A 20,083-nucleotide genomic window follows, 5' to 3' on the forward strand; every position below is an offset into this window, starting at 1 on the left:
ATTGGCAGGATCGGGAGTGACATCATGTCGGCCGACACGACGCGAACCCAGCCCGGAAGCAAGTACGATCGCTTGATTGCGGCGGCGAAGGGCGCGCCGCCAACGCCGACCATCGTGGTGCATCCCTGCGACGAGACCTCGTTGCGCGGCGCCATCGATAGCGCAAGCGCCGGCATCATCCGGCCCGTGCTCGTCGGGCCCGAGCGGAAGATCAGGGATACTGCCGCCCGGTTCGATCTCGATGTATCCAGTTTCGAGATCGTTGATGCCGCGCACAGCGACGAATCCGCGGCCAAGGGCGTCGAGCTCATCCATGCCGCCAAAGGCGAGCTGTTGATGAAGGGCAGCCTGCACACCGACGAATTGATGCGCGCCGTCACGGCCAAGACCGGTGGTTTGCGCACCGACCGGCGTATCAGCCATGTCTTCGTGATGGATGTGCCTGTCTATTCGGAGACCATCTTTGTGACGGATGCGGCAATCAACATATTCCCCGATCTGGACGCCAAACGCGACATCATTCAGAATGCGATCGACCTCTACAACCAGGCAGCGTTCGGCAAGGCGCCGCGGGTCGCGATTCTATCTGCCGTCGAGACCGTGACCTCGAAAATTCCCTCGACGATCGAAGCCGCGGCCCTGTGCAAGATGGCCGATCGCGGCCAGATCACCGGCGGCATCCTCGACGGCCCGCTGGCTTTCGACAATGCCATCGATCTCGAAGCCGCGCGGATCAAGGGCATCACATCCGAGGTCGCCGGCCGCGCCCAGATCCTCGTGGTTCCGGACCTGGAGTCCGGCAACATGCTCGCCAAAAACCTCGCCTATTTCGCCAAGGCCGATAGCGCCGGCATCGTGCTCGGCGCGCGCGTGCCCGTCGTCCTGACATCGCGCGCGGATTCGCCACGTGCGCGGATGGCGTCCTGTGCGGTCGCCGCGCTCTACGCTCACGCCCGGCGTCAGAAGGCGCCGACGGTTGCCGCGTGATCGCCATGGATACGATCCTCGTCGTCAATGCCGGCTCGTCCAGTGTGAAGTTTCAGGTCTATGCGATCGAAGGCGACGGTGCGCTTCGTCGTCAGATCAAGGGACAGATGGACGGGATCGGCAGCCGACCGCGTCTGCGGGCAAGCGGCCCGAGCGGCGATCCGATGGCCGATCGGGCTTATCCGATCGAGGCTGTGGCTGATGTTCCGGCGGCGATGGCCGTTGCCGGCGACTGGCTGCGCGACGAACTTCGTGTCACCCCGATCGCGGTCGGTCACCGGGTCGTGCATGGTGGACCGGACTATTCGCGGCCGGTACTGATCGACCACGGCGTCGTGTCCCGTCTCGAACGATTTGTGACCCTGGCGCCGCTGCACCAGCCGCACAATCTGGCGCCGATCCGTTCGCTGCTGGCGAACTTCCCGACGCTGCCGCAGGTTGCTTGCTTCGACACCGCGTTTCACCGCACGCATGATGCCGTCGCCGACCATTATGCCATTCCGTATCAGCTTCATGCCGAGGGTGTCAGGCGCTATGGCTTTCATGGGTTGTCCTACGAGTATATCGCCCGGACGCTGCCGGGCGTGGCGCCCGATATCGCGAAGCGACGCGTGATCGTTGCCCATCTCGGCAGCGGCGCGTCGATGTGCGCGCTCAAGGACGGGCGCAGCGTCGAGAGCACCATGGGTTTCACAGCGCTCGATGGCCTGCCGATGGGAACGCGTCCAGGGCAGATTGATCCCGGGGTGGTGATCTATCTCATCTCCGAGAAAGGGCTGTCCGCCTCAAACGTGCAGAACTTCCTTTATCGCGACTGCGGATTGAAGGGGCTTTCCGGTGTCAGCAACGACATGCGCGAGTTGGAGGCGAGCGCCGACCCCAAGGCGAAGCTCGCGGTCGACTATTTCGTCTACCGGATCGGTCTCAGTGCCGGCATGCTCGCGGCCGCCTTGCAGGGCCTCGACGCCTTCGTCTTCACGGCCGGGATCGGCGAAAATTCGGCGAACATTCGCGCGCGCGTGGTCGAGCAACTCGGATGGCTCGGCGGCACGCTCGACCCCGTCGAGAACGCCCGCAATTCTAGGCTGATCTCGCGTTCCGACAGCCGCATCCCCGTCTACGTCGTGCCGACCGACGAAGAGCTGATGATCGCACAGCATACGCTGTCGCTGTTGATGAACGGACAATCGACCAATCCAAGGCAAGAGAGGGTGTCATGATCCCCGTGTTCCCGGATGCAAAGGTTGCCTTGAAGGGCAAGAAGGGCCTCGTCGTCGGCATCGCGAACGACCAGTCCATTGCCTGGGGGTGTGCGAGGGCGTTTCGCGCGCTTGGGGCGGATCTGGCCGTCACCTACCTCAACGATCGCGCCAGGAAACACGTCGAGCCGCTCGCGCAGGCGCTGGAAGCGCCGATCTTCATGCCGCTGGACGTGATGACGGAGGGGCAGACCGAGGCTGTGTTCGAGCGCATTGCGAAGGAATGGGGACAGCTCGATTTCCTGCTGCATTCGATCGCCTTCTCGCCGAAGGAGGCGCTTCATGGCCGCGTGGTGGACGTCGGCCGCGATGGCTTCCTCAAGACGATGGACGTTTCTTGCTGGTCATTCCTGCGCATGGCGCATCTCGCCGAGCCGCTGATGAAGAACGGCGGCACGATGTTCACCATGACCTATTATGGCAGCCAGATGGTGGTGGAGAACTACAATATCATGGGCGTGGCGAAAGCGGCGCTTGAAGCGGCCGTCCGCTACGCGGCCGCCGAACTCGGCCCAAAGGGAATCCGCGTGCACGCGATCTCGCCCGGCCCGCTCGCCACGCGCGCGGCGTCAGGTATCCCGGAATTCGACGAGCTCATGGACAAGGCGCAGTCAAAAGCGCCGGCGCGCAGCCTGGTCAGCATCGACGACGTCGGCAATGCCACCGCGTTTCTGGCGCTTGATGGCGCCAAGCTGATCACCGGGGGCGTTCTCTATATCGATGGCGGGTATCACATCATCGACTGACCGCCCTCAGCGATAGTGCAGGGCGATCAGCTCGGCGACGCAAGCGGGCTTCTTGCCGCCCTCGATCTCGATCACGAGATGATAGTTGACGCGCAAGCCGTCCGGCGGCACGTCCTCGGTTTCAGCGACGGTGACCCGGCCGCGGAGCTTTGAGCCGGCCGGAACCGGCGCCAGATACCGGATGCGATCCGCGCCATAATTCAGCGTATTGCGCAGCCCTTTCAAGCCCATCACGGATCGAATGAACAGCGGAGCAAGCGAGAGCGACAGCAGGCCGTGAGCGATGGTGGTACCGCCGGGCGCTTCCTTCCTGGCGCGGTCCTGGTCGACATGGATCCATTGCTCGTCACAGGTTGCTTCAGCGAATTTATTGATCCTATCCTGGGTCACTTCGATCCAGTCGCTCGCGCCGATCTCGGTGCCGACCGCGGATTTGAACTCGCTGAAGTCGCTGAATATCCGCATGGTCGTGACCTCGTCAGATCGGCATTTCCGGGATGTCGTCAGGAATGACCAATTCGGCCTCTGTCACCGCCATAACCTCGCCAACGCCGACACCTGGCGCGGTCTCGAGCAGCGTCGCCTTGCCGTCCGCAAAACCGATAACCGCCATGTCGGTCACGACCAGATGTACCGGGCGCGCCGAGGTCAGAGGCAAGTTGCATTTCTTCACGATCTTCGACTTGCCCTTCGCGGCATGTTGCATGGCGACGATGACCCGCTTGGCGCCGCTGACGAGGTCCATCGCCCCGCCCATGCCCGGCACCATCTTGCCCGGGATCATCCAGTTGGCGAGAAGCCCATGCGCATCGACCTGGAGGCCGCCGAGGACGGTGACGTCGACATGGCCGCCGCGGATCAGTCCGAACGACATCGCGCTGTCGAAGGTCGCCGCACCCGGCAGCGCGCTGATCGGCCGGCCGCCGGCGTCTGTTAGTGTCGGATGCGCCATGCCTTGTTCGGGAATCGGCCCGGTGCCGATCAATCCGTTCTCCGACTGAAAAAAGACTTTCAAATCGGCCGGAACGTAATTCGCAACCAAGGTCGGAATGCCGATGCCGAGATTGACGAGGTTTCCGCTCCTCAACTCCCTGGCGACACGTCGGGCGATGATGATCTGCGGGTCCATGATCTCACCCGTTGGCAATGAGGTAATCGACGAGCGGTGCCGGGGTCACGACGTGATCGGGCGCGATGACACCGACGGGCACGATGTTCTCTGCAGTGACGATGACCGTGTCGGCAGCCATCGCCATGACCGGGTTGAAGTTGCGGGAGGTCAGTGCGTAAGCGAGATTGCCGAGATAGTCGGCGAGAAACGCGTGAACCAGCGCGTACTGCGCCCGCAATGCCGTCTCCAGCAGGAACGGCTTGCCATCCACCTCGATCTGACGCTTGCCTTCGGCAACCAGCGTTCCGACCCCCGTCGGCGTCAGTACGCCGCCGAGGCCACATCCGCCTGCGCGGATGCGTTCGACGAAGGTGCCTTGTGGCACGAGATCGACGGCGATCTGGTTCGCGAGCATCTGCTGCTGCGCCTTCGGATTGAGGCCGATATGCGTTGCCGTCAGCCTTGAGACCAGCGTAGCGTCGAACAGCTTGCCGACGCCTTTGCCGGGAGTAGCTGCGTCATTGCAGATCAGAGACAGGCCGGTCTTGTTCTGCCGCACGAGTTCGTCGATCAGGCGCTCCGGGGTTCCGACGCCCATAAAGCCGCCGACCATGACGCTCGCACCGGCCGGGATCATCGCAACGGCTTCTTCGACGGAAACGGCCTTCATGGGCGGAACTCCGGTCGGCAGGCGCAGGTGAATACTGGACCGATGTTGGGGGCGGGCAGACCCTCGGCTTTGATCTGCGTCAAGGTTGCCGGGTCATTCGCGCAGGCCAACGCCGACGCCTGCAAGGGTCTCGTGCCAGAGCCTGTGCACCTCGGCGTGCCGCCGTTCGAGCGTCGCGCTGACGGCATCCCGGAACGGAAGGAGGTCCGGGCCCTTCAGGAACAGAATCTGCGCCTGCAACAGCCGGCCGCTCTCGAACTCGATGCGCCGCAGCGCCATCACGAAGGGATCGTTCGCGTTCGCTTCCGTCGGTAGCAGGGCCGCTGGCCGGATCCCGGCATGAACCGCATGCGCGAGCGTCGCGAGGTGAATGGTCTGCGCGCGGGTGTGATCGGCGATGCCTTCGATCGGGGCGGGGAGCCATGCCATCTCCCAGGACGCCGCCATGGTGCCCAGCGCGAGGTCCGGGACCCAGGCGGTCGCGCGCATGAGAAGCGAGACGATCTCGCTCTCGCGATAGAACTGCGCGTTCAATTCGGTCTGCCAGGCGGCATCGAATCTCGCGGGCAGGGCGACCGCGAATTGCCGTGCCAGCGCACCATGCGCAGAAACCAGGAACGCGGCGACCCGCGTTTGCTGGCGCGGCGGCACGCGCCCGTCGGCTTGCAACGGTCCGAAGAACGCGCTCATCTTGCTGGCCTCTGCACCGGGATCGCGCGCAGATGGTCATAGCCGGCGGGAAACGGCGAAAAGTCTCCGCCGGTATCTTCCGGCGCGATCAAGACCTGCTTGTTGCCCTGCCAGCGGCCAGCCAACACGTCCTCGGCGAAGCGCGCCAGCAGGTCGGCTGTTAGTGCAGCCTTTTCGAGCGTGAAGGCGTGATAGGCCCTCGGGATGATGACGAGTGCACTGTCGGGAATCTCCACACGCAACGTCTCGTGCAGCGCCCGCGGCGTGAGGAAGTCGAATTCGCCGTTCAGGATCATGGTCGGGACGGATATTGAGGAAAGCCGCGGCGTCAGCGGCTTGAAGTCGAGGAAAGACTCCATCAGGTTCTGAAGGGCGTACACATCGTTGACCAGCCAGCCCTGCCGCTTCACGCTATCGAGCTTGTCCAGCAGCGGCTTCAGCCACTGGTCGGACAGGTTCATCGGCAGCAGCAGATCCTGGAGATAGCCGGTGCCGCCCAGGATGAGGCCGGTGCGCAAGGCGTTGCCGATCAGAAGAAGTTGCGGCGAAAGCTCGGCAAAGCAGCTCATCGGCACAAGGCCCGAGAGTCGCGCGCCATGCTCGATGGCATAGCGCAGCGCGATCAAGCCACCGAAACTGATGCCACTGAGAAAGACCGGACCGTCTCCAAGTTCGTCGATCAGGCGATGCAGCACGGCGATATGGTCGTCCTGATCGATGAACAGCGCGGGCTTGTCGGAGACGCCCTGGCCGAGCAGGTCGAAGGTAGCCACCCGGAATCGCCGTGCGATCAGCGTGTCGCGATACGCGCCCCAAAGCTCGGAATACTGCGTGAGACCGTTCACCAGCACATAGGCAGGCGCATTCGCCGGTCCGTCGAGCTCATAGCGGACACGATATGAGCCATGACTGAGGAAGGGCATTGCGGGGACCGGCCACCGTGATGATGACCACGATCCTCAACGCAGGCCTGGGGATTCCATTGAGCTAAATCAAACCTCAGGAGGAGGCTCAGCCTAGCGTTCGCGCAAAATACCGCCAGGAGGGAGTTCGTCATGAACGGGAGAAGCGCACTCAAGCGTTGCTTCGTCAGCCTCCTGTTGTTGCTGGTCGGCACCGCGCTCGCGGTCGCCCAGCCGTTGACGCGGCGCTCGTCGCAGATGCAGCATGACGGGCTCAAGAAGACCTATGAGATCGCGAACTTCCGGCTCGGCGGCAAGTACGACCTGGCCAATCCCTCCAAATGGGAGAATGGCGGCGAGGGCGGCGTGACGCTGGAATCGCTCGGGGCAGGCAAGCTGCGTACCGGATACATCGCGATCGGCAACGCGCGGCGCAATGCTGCCGGTGAGATCACCAATGCGGTCGTGATCAATTCCTATTATTCCGGCGATTCCACCGACATGTACGAACAGTGGGTCAAGGGCGCTGCCCTGTCGGGCGGCGTCCCGATCATCGGCCCCGGACGGCCGATCGACACCGACCGCTACTACGTCATCATGGTCGACCCGCTGGGCACGTGGGGCGCCAGCAAACCGTCCGACGGCCTCGGCATCAAGTTTCCGCAGTACAGCTACTACGACATGGTGCAGGCGAACTACCGCCTGCTGCGCGACGAGTTGAAGGTCGCGCGTGTCGCGCTTGTCACGGGCGTCTCCATGGGCGGCACCCAGACCTATGTGTGGGGCGTCATGCATCCCGAATATATCGGCGCCCTGATGCCGATCGGCGGCACCACGCAGTCGGACGGCGACGATCCCGTCGGCAACTGGACCTTCCAGATGATGACGGCCGCGATCGAGGGCGATCCGGTCTGGCAGGCGACCAAGGGCGACTATTACAAGCTGCCCAAGGAGAAGCATCCGGTGCCGGGCGTGGCGTTCGGTTGGTCGATCCTGGGAATGACGGGCTACGACTTTGCCTATCGCACCACCCAGAATTGGGCCGCAGTGCAGCCTGAGATATTCTACTGGGATGCGCCGAACGAGAAGGCGGGACTGAACGTCACCAATCGCGCCAAGATCTACGACGCCGTTGATCTCGTCTGGCGCAACCGGGTCGGTGAGACCCACAACGTCAATCCCTATCTCGGCCGCATCCAGGCGCGCACACTGGTGATGCACATCACCAACGATCTCTGGCTGAACTTCAAGCTGGCCCAGAAGGCCGTCGATCGCGTGCCGGGCGCGGACCTGATCGCGCAGGAGAGCCCGGTCGCCCATTACGGCGTGTTCCCGATCATCAACCAGCGCAAGAACGATCCGAAGTTCGTCGCTTTCATGGACGACGTCGCGGCTCTCGATCGCGCGGGGATGTTCGTCGACAAGAATTATCGCGTACCGGGCGTCGCCGGAAACATCGATCCAAGCAAATCCTTCTGGAAGGACTTCGTGACCTATCCCTATCCGGTCAAATACGCCAACGCCAAGGACAAGATCGGCAACACCTGGCAGATCGGTTACATGGATGAGTATGCCGGCACCGACAAGGATCCCAAGGTCCTCGTCATCATCCACGGCAAGGGCGCATTCGGGGGGCACTACGGCAACATCATGCAATATGCGCTGCGGAGTGGCTTGCGTGTGATCGTGCCGGACTTGCCGAACTACGGCATGTCCGGGCCCGGTAATCTCGATAAGAGCGCGGCGCGCACCATGCAGGATATGCGCGAGGTCATCTACGATCTCGTCGTAAACCAGCTTGGCGTCAAGAAAGCCTATTATCTCGGCCACTCGCTGGGCGGTCAATTCGTCACGGGGTACGCCCTGACCTGGCCGGATGCGGTGCAGGGCCTCGCGCTCGAAGCACCATCCGGACTCGAGGAATACCCGCGCGACATTACGATCGCGAAAGACAAGAAGGCACCTCTGTTTCAACCGGGACTTGGTCGCGACTTCGACAAGTGGAAGCAGATCTGGGATCAGACCGGCATCCTGGCGGCGGAGAAGGCTCGCGACGAGCAGAGCATTCGTGACTTCTTCTATTTCAAGAAGCGCGACCCAGACACTGGCGTGGTGTCGGCGGCGAAGAGTGGCTACTTCTTCAGCGACAGCGAATATGCGCGCTTCCATACCGAGCAGCGCGTCGGGCTTACCAAGGGCAACCCCAAGGAGCTCGAACAGTGGTGCAACGTCTTCATCTTCGACATCTACACGATCGGGGCCGAGCTCCAGCAGGATGATCCGAAGAACCTTTACGAGCGGGTCACCCAGATCAAGGCGCCGATCTTCCTCGCCTTCGGTGACAAGGAGCCGTTCATCCCGACGCCCGCTTTCAACGGGCTGACCGATCTCGGACGCGACGTCATCACGCCGTTCATGACGCGCATGACCAATGCGGGCAACCGGCCGATTCTGAAACTCTATCCGGAGACCGGGCACTTCATCCACACCGACAATCCGGTGGAATATTCTGCCGATGTCGTGGACTTCGTCACGAAGGGAACGGTCGACACCTCATCGCCCCTCGGCACAGATCGCATGATCAAGGGTTCCGTGGTATCCGCCCTGCCAGTGGCGCCGACACCTCCCGGTGCGGCACCAACCGCCGGTCTCAACAAATAGGATCGGTCTATGCCACGGGTGCAGGCGGGTGAAATCGAGCTTGGCTGGCGGGAGTGGGGCCGAGGCGAAGTGACCGTCGTCTTCATCCATGGCAATCTCGCCAGCAAGGACTGGATCGAGCTGGCTGCGCCCTTGTTTCCAACGGGCCTGCGCGTCATCGCGATCGACTGGCGCGGCTGCGGGGACAGCGACCGGCCGAAGCCCGTAGCCGATTATTCGAACTACTCCATGCAGCAGCATGCCGAGGACATGCTGGCGGCACTCGATATCCTCGACATCGGCTATTGCCATCTCGCGACGCATTCGACCGGCGGCATCATCGCCGCCCGCATGCTCTTGATGCAGCCGCAGCGTTTCGGGCGCGTGTTCGCACTCGATCCGGTGACGCCGCTCGGCATGGCTTTCAATGCCGACCAGATCGGCCTGTTTCGGGCGATGATGGCGAGCAAGGACCTGACACGAGCGATCATGGCGACCGCGGCGTCCTCGCTGTTCGAGCCCGAGAGCATGGCGCCAAACGCCGTGCCTCGATTTCGGGAGGGATTGAAGGATATCCAGGTGTTGTTCGACCGCATCATCGAGCAGACCTTTGGCGTCTCCGAGGGCATCTGGATCGGAACGCCGGTCAACCTCACGAAGGAAAGAGAGAGGAGAGAGCTCGAGCGCCGCATGCCGGAAATGAGGCATCCGCATCTGGTGCTATGGGGCGAATGGGACGGCTGGATTCCGCCAACCGATCTTCGCGCCATGGCCCAGGCGATGCCAGATTGCCGTCTCGTGATTGTGCCTCGCATCGGGCACTCGATGAATCTCGAAGTACCGGCACTCTACGCCGGCTATTTCGGCGCCTGGTTCGGAGGACTTACCGAATAGCCGCTAACGCCTGAAGGGAGAGACGTCATGGCAGAGACCAATCTATCCGCAGATAACGTCCGTGCGGCGCTAAGCGAGGCACTTGGCCGCCTGCGCAAGGCCAACGCCGACTATTTCGAGATGTTGGAGAAGGGGATCAGTTCGTCGCCTCTGCCGATCGCGAACCAGGCGAAGGAGTTTTGCAGTTTCATGCAGCGTAATGTCACAGCGACCCTGGACCTCAGCGACAAGCTGATCCATGCCAAGGATGTCCAGGACGCGCTCAAGCTTCAGGCCGATTTCTTCCAGGAGCAGATGCGGGCCCTGACCGACCAGACCAAGACCATGGGTGAGGCGGCGATGAAGGCGGCCGGTGGCATGTTCAGTCCGAAGAGCTGAGACTGCAACCACAGTACTGACAGACGCGGTAGCGTCAGAAAGGTCTGGTATGGCCGAGACCAACAAGCTTTCTGTCGAAAAGGCACTCCAGAAGTTGCTTCGCGACGAACCTTTGGAAACGGCGAGCGAGCAGCGAGACGAAAAAGCCGAGGCGCTCAGGGAGGAGATCAAGCGCATGCGCGCGCAGAGATCGCGTCTTGAGCGATCACCCGGCAAGGGCAAGTGAGATCCGGTATCATCGAATGATGCCCCGGTTTTTCGTCGGCATGCTGGCCCGTGTCGCCAACAGCTGGTCGGTGGCCGTGCTGTTCGAGGTTCTGCCCACGGCGCTCGACCATCTGGCCGATTTCGAAGCGCCCGGCTTCACATGCCCGTAAGCCGAAGAACGGAGCGGGCGCAGCATGCGTGATATCGCCACATCGGGGCTCGTTGCCGATTTCCTGTTCGGCTTCGGCGCGCTGTTCGCGATCATCAACCCCTACGGACTGGCCTTCATCTTCCTCGACAAGACCAGAGGTCTTTCTGAAGACGAGCGCGCGAACCTTGCGCTGCGGGTTGCCGGATATGCCTTCGTGGTCCTGCTGGTGTCGCTGTTTCTGGGCAGCCAGATCCTCAACTTCTTCGGCGTGACAATCCCGGCGCTTCGGATTGCCGGCGGCCTCGTAGTCGCTGCGACAGGATGGTCCATGCTCCACGCGCCCTCGGGCCCGGCCGGACCTCACGAGGTCTCGTCCCCAGATCATGTGACCATGAAGCGCATGGCCTTCTTTCCCCTCACAATTCCGCTGACGACCGGGCCGGGAACGATCGCGACAGCCATCGCGATCGGGATTAGCCGGACCGGCAGCCTCGATGCGATGTTCCAGTCATCGATCGTTTCGCTTCTGGTGGCGTTCGCCGTGACTGCCGCGATCTATCACGCCTACCGGAAATCGAGCGCAATGGCGCGCCTGTTCGGCGAGGAGGGCACCAGCGTGGTGACGAAACTGTCAGCTTTCCTGCTGCTCTGCATCGGCGTGCAGATCATCCTCACCGGCGTTTCCGAGGTCATGCGGTCCATATTGGACAGTGCTCCGCGCGCTATCCAGTAGGTAGAAGCGCGCCGACCGCAACACCAATCGGCCAATGCGACTCCGATGTTGTTCGGTGGTGATCAGGTAGAGTCCGTCTCCATCGGCGTTTGGCGCTCAAAATCATGTTTCGCTATCCCCAAGTTTAGACGATCATGAGCAATCATGAGGAAACAGGCGCAAAGAGCAGTGGTGAACTCGGAAAGGTGAATGACTAGCGTGGCGATTAACCAGCGAGGTCGCCAGCAGAGTACGCGCAGGACTAAGCTAGGGCGCTCATAAACGTCGGCTTCCGGTTATGAAGCGGAAGCTGCCAGTTCGGTCGATGATCGGCAGCTTATGACCCGGACCGACCACCCGTTCGCCGCGCAGGCGTTGGGCTTAGGCTCGACCGGTGCTCGCGCTAGTTTGAAGGACGTCGTGTTGCCAGACAGGGCGGTCGTCCCCATCGTATAGTGATCAGAAACCGCCAGCCACGAAAAGACCAGACTACTGGCGATTACCCCGCTTGCGCCGCCTGCTTGGGCGGAAGGGCGCGGGTTGAACGCGTGCCAGGGCGAGCCCCTGGTACGGTATGGTAATCATCCCTCGATCATGGCCGATGAGTGCCGGTCATGCCAGTCCCGTGGATTATCGAAGAGCTGATCTATGGCCAAAAGCATTCTCGTCATCGTTGCTATTCTCGCAATTTCTACTTCTGGCGCTTTGGCCGCACAGAGGATCCATCATGGCCGCGCGTCGCCTGCGCCGGCGCCGAGCGAGTGGTCGAGGGGGCCGAGCCCATATGCTGTGGGCCCAGGTAGTTCCAACGTCCGCGACCTGTACATCAAGAACCTGCGCGACTCCGGGTATAATCCGGAGAACAACTTCAACAGGTTCGGGAACGTGCAGGCAGTACCTTATGGGGGCGGCTAAACCTCGAATCCCCTTAACCCGGTACCGGCGCGGCTGCCGTCGGTAAGCCGCCAAAGGGCTTTTCGAGTTCGTGCGCGATGTACTGGCGGAAGGGGTGTCCGCCAAAGCAGTGTTTTTGCTGTCCATGGCGACAACCGCAAATCTCAAGAACCCTTGTTTTCCTAGCCTTTCCGCTTAGGTTGCCAACACGGTCATCCGTGCTGGCAACCACCCACATTAGGAAAGAGATTAGGAACGGCCATGGCGCGAAATCGGCTCACCACCACGCAATGCAATGCGCGCCGCAAGGCCGGAAAGCTGGCGGATGGCGACGGCCTGTACCTTCAAACCAGCCCGAACGGTAACAAGTCGTTCGTGTTCGTTTTCATCCGCAGTGGTCGCCGCCGCGAGATGGGGCTGGGGCCGTTCGGCACGGGCACAGGGCAGGTTTCTCTCGCTGCTGCGCGTGACAAGGCCGACGAGGTTCGGGCAATCCTCGGGCGCGGTGGCGATCCGTTTACAGAGTTATCGTCGCGCCGCGCGACCAGCCGGAGCTTCGGCGCGTATGCCGACGAATGGGTTGCGGGGATGGAGGAGGGCTGGCGCAATGAGAAGCATCGCGCGCAGTGGAAATCGACGTTAGGAACGACCTATTGCGCGACCCTTCGCAAGCGGCCCATCGGCGAAGTCACAACCGACGATGTGATCAAGGTGCTGAAGCCTATCTGGCGCACCAAGGCTGAAACGGCCCGCCGCATCCGTGGCCGGATTGAACGGGTTCTAGACGCCGCTAGGGCGGCCGGTGAGCGCTCCGGTGAAAACCCCGCCCGATGGCGCGGGCACCTGTCAGAGCTACTGTCCAAGCCCGAGAAGTTGCAGCGCGGCCATCACAAGGCCATGCCGCACACGGACGTGCCCGCGTTCATGACGCGGTTGCGGGCGATGAACGGGATTGCCGCGCTCTCCGTCGAATTCACGATTCTGACTGCTGCCAGGTCGGGGGAATCCCGTGGGGCAACGTGGTCCGAGATTAAGGACGATCTATGGGTAGTGCCTCCCGAGCGGATGAAGGGCGGGCGCGAGCATAGGGTACCGCTCGTACCGAGGGCGCTAGAGATCTTGGAGCAGATGAAGAAACTGCGGACCTCAAACATCATCTTCCCTGGCTTCCGCGATGACAGGCCGCTATCGGATATGTCCCTGTCGGCGGTGCTGCGGCGGCTGAAGGTGGATGCGACGGTGCACGGCTTCCGATCCAGTTTCCGCGATTGGGCGGGAGACGCCACCGACTTTCCGAGAGAACTGGCGGAGGCGGCCCTGGCGCATCTGGTCGGCGATGAGACGGAACGCGCCTATCGGCGGGGCGACGCCCTCAAGCGGAGGCGGGAGCTCATGGAGGCTTGGGCGGAATATCTCGGGCGGCAAAAATAATTTCACGAGATGCTACGGTTTGAGTTGACGTTTTGGGCAAAATGGCATTTTCTGGTTGATGCCTAAGCCGCGTGCGCCTTGCACCTTGTAGCGGCAACCCGGACTGGCCCCTTCGCCGGCGGGCATCGGTTGATTGGCTGACAACAGCCTCATACCACAAAACCACACACCATGCACACTCCAAATCCGCCCGCCGGCGAGCCTATGCTCGTCAGCATGAAAACTGCGTGCACGCTCACATCATTGAGCCGCACGATGATCAATCGCTACCGCGCGGAGGGCCGCTTTCCTGCGGCCGTCCCGCTCGGGGACAAACGTATCGCCTTCGTTAAAGCGGAGGTCAGTGAATGGATCGCCTCGCGCATCGCTGCGCGTGCGGCGAACGATAACACCAGTAGGGCGGTGGCGGCGTGATGGTGGCCAGGCAGTATGAAGAGGTCGCTGTGCCCCTGTCGTGGTTTCTTCGTAATCCCGAGTTTCGACTTGGGTTCGCAGACGCTCGATCCCGCCGGCCGCCGCGTTTTGATCTGTTTGCCACCAATGCATACGAAGTTGGTCGGCTCTTCGCCATCGTAGCGCCGCCCGATATGACGCCGCACCATCGTACTGCTTCGCGCGAATTGCGGTGGGCATTTCTCAATGGTGACATTCCAGAGATGTTTCCCCATGAAGAATAATCTGGATTCAATCGTCGCAAAAATCCGTGAGCGGCAAGGTTCGACCACTCTCGCAATCGTCGAAATCGGACAGCTACTCAGCGCTGCAGCAGACTCGCTACCGCATGGCGAGTTCATGCCCTGGATTGAGCGTGAATTTGATTTTTCGTACCGCACTGCAAAGCGATATCGAGACGTCGCGGAAATGGTGTCAAATTTGCCAGTCTGGCAAATTTGGGCCGGCCAACTGTCGAAGGCGGCACTGTACGCGATGCTGGACCAGCCGAACAATGTGCGAGCCGCGGTTGTCGAGACCACTAAAACGATGTTCGTTTCTGCGTTTGAAGTTGCGCGGATCGCAGAACGGTTGCGTGTTGAGGCGGGAACCCAGCCGCCCATTGCCGATGAAGCGGCGGAGAAGGCAGGCCCGGCTGTGGATGGACCACTGGACGCCCAACGAACCGCAGCCTCTATCATTCGATCGATATTCAAACTCGCGACATCGGGCGTAGCGCCAAGCAATCTCGTCGGCGCGATCGAAGAGGGGGATCTAAATTTCGCAATTGAATTTCTGCGCGAAATAAAATCAGCGCGAGAAGAGAAACGTTCATCGATTCAAGCTGCGGCGGATAGGGCTGAGCGACGATCTGTGGAACGATCTTTGCATTAAACGCGCCCATCCGATTGTCGCCAAATCCCGGGCCCAATTCTTCTGCGGTGGCGATTGCACACTTCGCCTGTCCGACCACCAAATATCTGCGGCTGGCCTTTAGCGACCCGCCCAAAAACTCGCACTAGCAATCAGTAACTTCAACTTCGGAGGTGGGTGATGCAGGTTCAGATGAAATCTAGCGGCACGGCGAAATCCAAGGTGCCGGACGGCTGGATCGACGACGGCGCGAGAGCGATTGCGCGTCGCCAGGAGAAAGAGACCGACGCAATGCTGGAGCAGTTCGGCGAAGCGGGAGCGAAAGTTTACAATCTTGCCGCCTATCGTGTGGCGCGCATCGAGGGGTGGTTCTAGGGTGAGCGCTAAACCGAAGACCAATAATGGCGAGCAGACAGGTGGCCACGCCAACGATAACGACCCTGATAAGGCAGCCAAGTTCAAGAAGGACTTCACATTCACGCGCTACTGCGAGCTGGGCCAGACGACGAGGGCCAAGGCGTTCGTAATCGATGGCGTCATGGCTGCCGGCGAGTCATCGTACACTGTGGCAAAGCCGGACAGCGGCAAATCCGTCATCAAGCTTGACATGGACTTCCATATCGCGGCCGGCCTGGATTGGCACGGCTATCGCGTGACGAAGGGCCTCGCTGTCAACTTCGCCTTTGAGAGGTACGACCTACAACTTAGGCGCGGCATGGCGTTGCGCCAATATTATTCCGATGTTGAGCCGAACATCCCGCTGGTGATTGTTGGCGGGAAGTTTGATCTGCATGGCAACACGCTTTCCGTCAGACGCATGGTCGACCTCATCAACTATCTGCAGGACGACTATCAGACCGTGCTGCGAAGCGCGACGCTCGACACGCTCACGAAATCCTTCGGCCGCGGGAAGCAGAACGTTGCCGAGGACATGAAAGCCTATTTCGATAGTGTTGCGTATCTACTCGAAAAGTTTCCGACAACTCACTGCACGATTGTTCATCACGAAGGGCATGACACCGGCCGGGCTAAGGGCGCCATTGACCTCGACGGCCTGGTCGATGTCAGCCACAGGGTAGTTCGGAAGGGTGAACTCTTCCGGCTTGAGTGCGACGGCGCCAATGACGGTGGCGCGTCAGGAACATTACTCACTTACGGCATGAAATCGGTCGAAGTGACGGACGCTGATGGCAATAAGTTCGCAGCGCCTATCGTGTTCAAGGCGGCTGATACGGAGAAGTTCGCTGCCTCGCTTAGCGAGAAAGCCACCGAGACCGTGAAGGCCAAGACCAAGACCGAATTAATGGACATTCTGACCGAGCTATCAAATGGCGGAAATCCTGTCGGTGGCGGTGTGTGGCAGTCCAAATACCACGAGCGATATCCAGACCTGAATGAGAACACGGTACAGTCGAGGTTCAAGCGAGCCGCCAAGGCGCTTGAGGAGGACGGCAGCGTCCAATCGTCTGGAGTCCCCAAGGTCTATGTTCCGGTGCAGGTGCAAGCTTAGGTGCATGTTTTTTTGCACCCTGCACCTTGCACCTCAGCGACCATTCTTACGCGGGGTGCAAGGTGCAGCATTCAGCCCCCTTTAGGGGGCGATGCACCTGCACCCGCGCGTGGTTTGAAATTATAGAATTAGAAAGTGAATCCATCCGCCAATGATCGACCTAGCACTCTCCCTAGCCACGGCAGGCACGCCCGTCTTTCCGTGTCGGCCCGAGAACAAGCGGCCGTACACTTCGAATGGCTTTAAATCCGCGACCGTCTTCCCGCACGTGCTCCGCAGGTGGTGGTCGGACTGGCCCGATGCCCTTGTCGGCATGCCAACCGGCGAGCGCACCAACGTCTGGGTGCTGGACATGGACTCCTATAAGGGCGCGACCGAGGCCGACCTGTTGCACGACCTGCCGCCAACGCGCACAGTCAGGACGCGGAGCGGCGGCAGGCACTTCTATTTCCACCATGCTGGCCTGGGCAACTCACCGGGCAGGTTGCCGGCGGCCTGGGATGTTCGTGGCCAGGGTGGGTTTGTCCTCGTTCCAGGCAATCCGGGTTACACGTTGGAGCGCGACATGGCGCCCGCCGATGCGCCTGAATGGCTGCTGGCGCTTATCCGACCGCGTCCATATGTGCCGCGGCCGGGCCAACCGTACCAGCCGCAAACGCACGACGCGTACGTTGCCGGCGCGGTGTCGCAGGAGCTAGACCTGCTGTCGCGGTGCCCGGCAGGCAGCAGAGGGTATCAGCTCAATACCAGTGCCTTCCGGCTCGGCACGCTGGTTGGCGCTGGTGCACTAGATCGCAGTGAGGCTGAAGCAGGCTTGTGGGATGCTGCGCACGGATGTGGGCTGGCAGCGGTCGACGGCGAGCGTGCCTGCCGCAACGCTATTCGGCGCGGCTTGGACGCGGGCAGTAAGCAACCGCGGACGCTGCCCGAGCGGGACAACACGCCGTTAGTCGACGTGACGAAGCTGCTGCGGAAGCGGAGGGCATAACCAGTCGGGGCAGGGGGCCGGTTCACACTCTGGCACCATCGCCCTTAACGACCGGACGCACAATCGCACGCTAAATCCCGCAGGTTTCCAGAAAGGTGCACAGGCAAAAATAGTTGCGAAATCTGCGGCGTCGCGTCCGCAGGGGCCCAACCGGTGGTTAGGAGTGATTGGCGCAGAGCCTGACCTTACCCCACCCGACCACATTCGATCCGGCGGCACAGCCGGACGAAACCAGAGCCGGTAACGGCCAGATATGAGCACCACGTCGAGGACACCATCAATGCAGCACGATTACCGCGCAGCCCTATCTTCCTGGCAGCCGCCAGCCAACGACAACGCGCCGCTCACCGCTGACAGCTTCGCCAGCCTTACGGATCGGCGCGCCTATGTCCAGCGCTCGCAGCGCAAACCCGAGCCCGTTCTCAACCTACCGCAGCTGGAGCGCCTGGGCCGTGCGGCGCCCGACGTCGTGCCGCTGTGGAAGTTTTGGCGCGATCTTCAGTGCGCGCCCGCTGCTGACGTCTTTGCGGTGCCGGAAATCATCGTCGACGAGGGCGAGGAGCCCGCGAACACGGGTTTTTCCACGGCCGAGCAAGATTTGGAGTGCCGCCCGACCGTCGACGAACTGCAACGGGCCTGGGAGTCCGCGCCAGCCAGACGGGTGAGTGTCCACTGTACGGTTCGCAACGGCCAGCGTAGCGACGTGCTACGGGTGGTCGATCCCGTGGTTGTGCGAAGCGGTGACACCGCCCAGATCGGTTCGCTAGAGTTCCGTCGCGGCCGCCTGGTGCGCTATGGCCGCACCGCCCGCGGTGTACCGCTGAAGCCAGTCGAGCAATTGCGCGCCGCCAAGGGCAGTCGCAAGCCTCAGCCGCCGCGCGATTTCCGCTTCCTGGTGCAGACCAATGCTCCAGTCGCATGGAAGGTGGATTTTCTGGCAGGCGAATCCGCTTCGACGGGCCGGAGCGGGTCGCCGTTGGAATGTTTCGCCGCGGCCGAGCAATCGCGGAAAGCAGAAGAGCAGGGGTTGAGGCAGGCACTGGGATCGCATGCCGAGATTTTGGACCTTGCCATCGGCGACAGCACGGCCCGTGAGATCGGCGAGAGCCGTGGCCATCACGGGAAGCACGCTGAGCGTCGCGGGATTTTCCTGATCAACGAGGCGTTTGCAGCACTGCGCGCTCTTGTCGGTGTAAATATTTTGCCGAAGGCGGTGTAAGCGGTCCCTAAACCTGCCCGCCAATCCGTATCTAAGTGTAGGGCGCGCTGCTGAACGGCTCGACGTGCACACCTTTAGACGCTGGCTTCGCGCCAGCGTCTCTTTTTCCGGCGACCGCGGATGTAACGGCGTCGGCCATTTCACTATTCAATCGCAATTTCAAACACAGGAGACTGGCCGAGTGGCCACTTTGAATCACGTGCTCGACGCGATCGAGCGCCAGATCGGCTTTCCGCGCTCGCGAAGCAATGGAATTGCTCGCAGGCTGCAGGAATCCAACCTTCTGCCCGTTGGCGCGCCTGGAGTTGCGCCAGAGTTGAATGAGGACAACGTCCTTGACCTCGTTGTTGCGCTCGCGTCGGACACAGAGCTGCACAACGCGGTGGGCGCGGTCCGCGCGTACCACGCGATGACTCCCGGAGGTGCCATCCTGGATGGGGCCCCGCAGTCGATTCCCAACGCGCCGATCGCTGTTGCGCTTTTGGTCGAGGACGCACGCGCTGGCGTTCCGGCGGCTCGCAAATCCCGGATCGAAGTGTCTTGCAACGCGCGCGCAGTAGCGATCCACAAGCCGAACGGTGAAGTCAGTCGCTTCGTTGAAGCCGGTGCAGATCCTGTGCATTGGCCATCCCGAGGCCATCACAAATCGATCGCGCTCAACGTCGCCGCGATTGCTGATGCGCTCGATGACATTTTTGGAAAGGTGAATTGAATGGCCGCCCTAAAGAAGAAAGATACTGAAGAATTCCGCGTCCCGAGCCTGGCCGAATCCAGCCAGGAATATAACGGCCTGATCGTAAAACAGCTTGGGCTGCATGAGCGATACCTCGCGCTCAACGCTGAGAGCAACAAGCTGCGTGGCGAAATTGAAAAAGCTAGGGCCGCAGGTGGACAGCCGCTTTCGCCTAGCGTGGCTGCATTGCTCGGCGATGCTCCTGACAGCTTGACGCTGCTGTCGCAGCGACAGCGTGAAGTCGCCACCGAGATGAATAACATCGAAACGGCCCAGGAAATTCTGCGCCGCCGTATCGAGGAGGCGCGTAACGGGGCGTCCAAAGCCGTCTGCGACAGTGTTCGCGGAGAATATCAGCGTCGCCTCGGTGCGGTGTGTGAGGCTGCGCGCGCCCTCGAAGCCGCACGCGAGGACCATGACTCTCTGCTTGACGATATTGAGCGCGAGGATGTGCGCGTTGATTATTTGCGACCAGTCCGTCCGTTCTTTCTCGGCGACCGGCGAGAAGGAAGGGTTTTCCATTATTTGAAGGAAGTCGCGGAGGCGGGACACAATGCTTGAGAAAGCTGACGAGCGTCGCAGCAAAAAGAAGCGGAAAATTTCTATCCGGGGGACATACTTCAAAACGGATGACACGGATCCAATCGCGATTGCGC

At 61.5% G+C, this 20,083-nt stretch carries 23 protein-coding genes; 18 read left to right on the forward strand and 5 right to left on the reverse strand.

The genetic code is table 11. The features are described from left to right. Positions 1–24: 24 nt before the first annotated feature. The 3 genes from BJ6T_RS24790 to fabI are packed head-to-tail and all read left to right on the forward strand — an operon-like array spanning position 25 to position 2,992. Positions 25–987 carry a phosphate acetyltransferase gene (locus BJ6T_RS24790; protein ID WP_014495233.1) on the forward strand — a complete coding sequence of 321 codons (963 nt, stop codon included), beginning with the start codon at positions 25–27 and terminating at the stop codon, positions 985–987. Positions 988–992: 5 nt separating this feature from the next. Further along, positions 993–2,207, forward strand: a complete 1,215-nt coding sequence (locus tag BJ6T_RS24795; protein ID WP_028169510.1) for an acetate/propionate family kinase — start codon at positions 993–995, stop codon at positions 2,205–2,207. Continuing rightward, positions 2,204–2,992 (forward strand): enoyl-ACP reductase FabI, encoded by a 789-nt coding sequence (gene fabI, locus BJ6T_RS24800; RefSeq protein ID WP_014495235.1) that lies wholly within the window; start codon positions 2,204–2,206, stop codon positions 2,990–2,992. Before BJ6T_RS24795 ends, fabI begins: the two co-directional genes overlap by 4 nt. Positions 2,993–2,998: 6 nt before the next feature. On the opposite strand, the gene BJ6T_RS24805 is transcribed toward fabI, so the two are convergent. From BJ6T_RS24805 to BJ6T_RS24825, 5 genes are all read right to left on the reverse strand, one after another. After that, positions 2,999–3,457, reverse strand: a complete 459-nt coding sequence (locus BJ6T_RS24805) for a MaoC family dehydratase (RefSeq protein WP_014495236.1) — start codon at positions 3,455–3,457, stop codon at positions 2,999–3,001. A 13-nt stretch (positions 3,458–3,470) separates the two neighbouring features. Then, complete coding sequence (locus BJ6T_RS24810; protein WP_014495237.1) at positions 3,471–4,121, reverse strand: 3-oxoacid CoA-transferase subunit B; 651 nt, start codon at positions 4,119–4,121, stop codon at positions 3,471–3,473. Between the two features lie 4 nt (positions 4,122–4,125). Beyond that, positions 4,126–4,773 (reverse strand): CoA transferase subunit A, encoded by a 648-nt coding sequence (locus BJ6T_RS24815; RefSeq protein WP_014495238.1) that lies wholly within the window; start codon positions 4,771–4,773, stop codon positions 4,126–4,128. A gap of 93 nt (positions 4,774–4,866) precedes the next feature. Then, a complete protein-coding gene (locus tag BJ6T_RS24820) occupies positions 4,867–5,463 on the reverse strand; it encodes a hypothetical protein (RefSeq protein ID WP_014495239.1) in 597 nt (198 codons plus the stop codon). Further along, complete coding sequence (locus BJ6T_RS24825) at positions 5,460–6,386, reverse strand: alpha/beta fold hydrolase (protein WP_014495240.1); 927 nt, start codon at positions 6,384–6,386, stop codon at positions 5,460–5,462. Before BJ6T_RS24825 ends, BJ6T_RS24820 begins: the two co-directional genes overlap by 4 nt. Positions 6,387–6,518: 132 nt before the next feature. Here BJ6T_RS24825 and BJ6T_RS24830 point away from each other — a divergent pair, with 132 nt between their 5' ends. The 15 genes from BJ6T_RS24830 (at position 6,519) to BJ6T_RS43865 (ending at position 19,988) form a co-directional block, all read left to right on the forward strand. Next, the gene (locus BJ6T_RS24830) at positions 6,519–9,026 is read left to right on the forward strand and encodes an alpha/beta hydrolase (protein ID WP_014495241.1); all 2,508 of its coding nucleotides are present in this window, start codon (positions 6,519–6,521) and stop codon (positions 9,024–9,026) included. A 9-nt stretch (positions 9,027–9,035) separates the two neighbouring features. Then, positions 9,036–9,899 (forward strand): alpha/beta fold hydrolase, encoded by an 864-nt coding sequence (locus BJ6T_RS24835; RefSeq protein WP_014495242.1) that lies wholly within the window; start codon positions 9,036–9,038, stop codon positions 9,897–9,899. 27 nt (positions 9,900–9,926) lie between these two features. After that, entirely contained in the window at positions 9,927–10,277 is a 351-nt protein-coding gene (locus tag BJ6T_RS24840; protein ID WP_014495243.1) for a phasin, read from the forward strand. A 49-nt stretch (positions 10,278–10,326) separates the two neighbouring features. Next, a complete protein-coding gene (locus BJ6T_RS47410; RefSeq protein ID WP_014495244.1) occupies positions 10,327–10,503 on the forward strand; it encodes a hypothetical protein in 177 nt (58 codons plus the stop codon). Between the two features lie 16 nt (positions 10,504–10,519). Beyond that, complete coding sequence (locus tag BJ6T_RS49190; protein WP_259228664.1) at positions 10,520–10,654, forward strand: hypothetical protein; 135 nt, start codon at positions 10,520–10,522, stop codon at positions 10,652–10,654. Between the two features lie 24 nt (positions 10,655–10,678). Further along, complete coding sequence (locus BJ6T_RS24845; protein WP_014495245.1) at positions 10,679–11,368, forward strand: MarC family protein; 690 nt, start codon at positions 10,679–10,681, stop codon at positions 11,366–11,368. Between the two features lie 1,134 nt (positions 11,369–12,502). Further along, positions 12,503–13,672 (forward strand): tyrosine-type recombinase/integrase, encoded by a 1,170-nt coding sequence (locus BJ6T_RS24850; RefSeq protein WP_014495247.1) that lies wholly within the window; start codon positions 12,503–12,505, stop codon positions 13,670–13,672. A gap of 216 nt (positions 13,673–13,888) precedes the next feature. Beyond that, on the forward strand, positions 13,889–14,086 hold the full coding sequence (locus BJ6T_RS24855) for a helix-turn-helix transcriptional regulator (protein WP_174770116.1): 198 nt from the start codon (positions 13,889–13,891) through the stop codon (positions 14,084–14,086). A 252-nt stretch (positions 14,087–14,338) separates the two neighbouring features. Next, a complete protein-coding gene (locus tag BJ6T_RS24860; protein ID WP_014495249.1) occupies positions 14,339–14,998 on the forward strand; it encodes a DUF3102 domain-containing protein in 660 nt (219 codons plus the stop codon). 159 nt (positions 14,999–15,157) lie between these two features. Further along, positions 15,158–15,352, forward strand: a complete 195-nt coding sequence (locus tag BJ6T_RS24865) for a hypothetical protein (RefSeq protein WP_014495250.1) — start codon at positions 15,158–15,160, stop codon at positions 15,350–15,352. 1 nt (position 15,353) lies between these two features. After that, complete coding sequence (locus tag BJ6T_RS24870) at positions 15,354–16,487, forward strand: AAA family ATPase (protein ID WP_014495251.1); 1,134 nt, start codon at positions 15,354–15,356, stop codon at positions 16,485–16,487. A gap of 151 nt (positions 16,488–16,638) precedes the next feature. Next, the gene (locus tag BJ6T_RS24875) at positions 16,639–17,475 is read left to right on the forward strand and encodes a bifunctional DNA primase/polymerase (protein WP_014495252.1); all 837 of its coding nucleotides are present in this window, start codon (positions 16,639–16,641) and stop codon (positions 17,473–17,475) included. Between the two features lie 280 nt (positions 17,476–17,755). Next, a complete protein-coding gene (locus BJ6T_RS24880) occupies positions 17,756–18,694 on the forward strand; it encodes a hypothetical protein (protein WP_014495253.1) in 939 nt (312 codons plus the stop codon). A 181-nt stretch (positions 18,695–18,875) separates the two neighbouring features. Beyond that, positions 18,876–19,406 carry a hypothetical protein gene (locus BJ6T_RS24885; protein ID WP_014495254.1) on the forward strand — a complete coding sequence of 177 codons (531 nt, stop codon included), beginning with the start codon at positions 18,876–18,878 and terminating at the stop codon, positions 19,404–19,406. After that, the gene (locus BJ6T_RS43865) at positions 19,407–19,988 is read left to right on the forward strand and encodes a hypothetical protein (protein WP_014495255.1); all 582 of its coding nucleotides are present in this window, start codon (positions 19,407–19,409) and stop codon (positions 19,986–19,988) included. Positions 19,989–20,083 lie beyond the last annotated feature (95 nt).

It is taken from the genome of Bradyrhizobium japonicum USDA 6, assembly GCF_000284375.1.
Classification (GTDB): Bacteria; Pseudomonadota; Alphaproteobacteria; order Rhizobiales; family Xanthobacteraceae; genus Bradyrhizobium; species Bradyrhizobium japonicum.

Coding starts and splice junctions, on each gene's coding strand:
- BJ6T_RS24790 (WP_014495233.1), top strand. CDS start 25: ATGTCGGCCGACACGACGCGAACCCAGCCCGGAAGCAAGTACGATCGC.
- BJ6T_RS24795 (WP_028169510.1), top strand. CDS start 993: ATGGATACGATCCTCGTCGTCAATGCCGGCTCGTCCAGTGTGAAGTTT.
- fabI (WP_014495235.1), top strand. CDS start 2,204: ATGATCCCCGTGTTCCCGGATGCAAAGGTTGCCTTGAAGGGCAAGAAG.
- BJ6T_RS24805 (WP_014495236.1), bottom strand. CDS start 3,457: ATGCGGATATTCAGCGACTTCAGCGAGTTCAAATCCGCGGTCGGCACC.
- BJ6T_RS24810 (WP_014495237.1), bottom strand. CDS start 4,121: ATGGACCCGCAGATCATCATCGCCCGACGTGTCGCCAGGGAGTTGAGG.
- BJ6T_RS24815 (WP_014495238.1), bottom strand. CDS start 4,773: ATGAAGGCCGTTTCCGTCGAAGAAGCCGTTGCGATGATCCCGGCCGGT.
- BJ6T_RS24820 (WP_014495239.1), bottom strand. CDS start 5,463: ATGAGCGCGTTCTTCGGACCGTTGCAAGCCGACGGGCGCGTGCCGCCG.
- BJ6T_RS24825 (WP_014495240.1), bottom strand. CDS start 6,386: ATGCCCTTCCTCAGTCATGGCTCATATCGTGTCCGCTATGAGCTCGAC.
- BJ6T_RS24830 (WP_014495241.1), top strand. CDS start 6,519: ATGAACGGGAGAAGCGCACTCAAGCGTTGCTTCGTCAGCCTCCTGTTG.
- BJ6T_RS24835 (WP_014495242.1), top strand. CDS start 9,036: ATGCCACGGGTGCAGGCGGGTGAAATCGAGCTTGGCTGGCGGGAGTGG.
- BJ6T_RS24840 (WP_014495243.1), top strand. CDS start 9,927: ATGGCAGAGACCAATCTATCCGCAGATAACGTCCGTGCGGCGCTAAGC.
- BJ6T_RS47410 (WP_014495244.1), top strand. CDS start 10,327: ATGGCCGAGACCAACAAGCTTTCTGTCGAAAAGGCACTCCAGAAGTTG.
- BJ6T_RS49190 (WP_259228664.1), top strand. CDS start 10,520: ATGATGCCCCGGTTTTTCGTCGGCATGCTGGCCCGTGTCGCCAACAGC.
- BJ6T_RS24845 (WP_014495245.1), top strand. CDS start 10,679: ATGCGTGATATCGCCACATCGGGGCTCGTTGCCGATTTCCTGTTCGGC.
- BJ6T_RS24850 (WP_014495247.1), top strand. CDS start 12,503: ATGGCGCGAAATCGGCTCACCACCACGCAATGCAATGCGCGCCGCAAG.
- BJ6T_RS24855 (WP_174770116.1), top strand. CDS start 13,889: ATGAAAACTGCGTGCACGCTCACATCATTGAGCCGCACGATGATCAAT.
- BJ6T_RS24860 (WP_014495249.1), top strand. CDS start 14,339: ATGAAGAATAATCTGGATTCAATCGTCGCAAAAATCCGTGAGCGGCAA.
- BJ6T_RS24865 (WP_014495250.1), top strand. CDS start 15,158: ATGCAGGTTCAGATGAAATCTAGCGGCACGGCGAAATCCAAGGTGCCG.
- BJ6T_RS24875 (WP_014495252.1), top strand. CDS start 16,639: ATGATCGACCTAGCACTCTCCCTAGCCACGGCAGGCACGCCCGTCTTT.
- BJ6T_RS24880 (WP_014495253.1), top strand. CDS start 17,756: ATGCAGCACGATTACCGCGCAGCCCTATCTTCCTGGCAGCCGCCAGCC.
- BJ6T_RS43865 (WP_014495255.1), top strand. CDS start 19,407: ATGGCCGCCCTAAAGAAGAAAGATACTGAAGAATTCCGCGTCCCGAGC.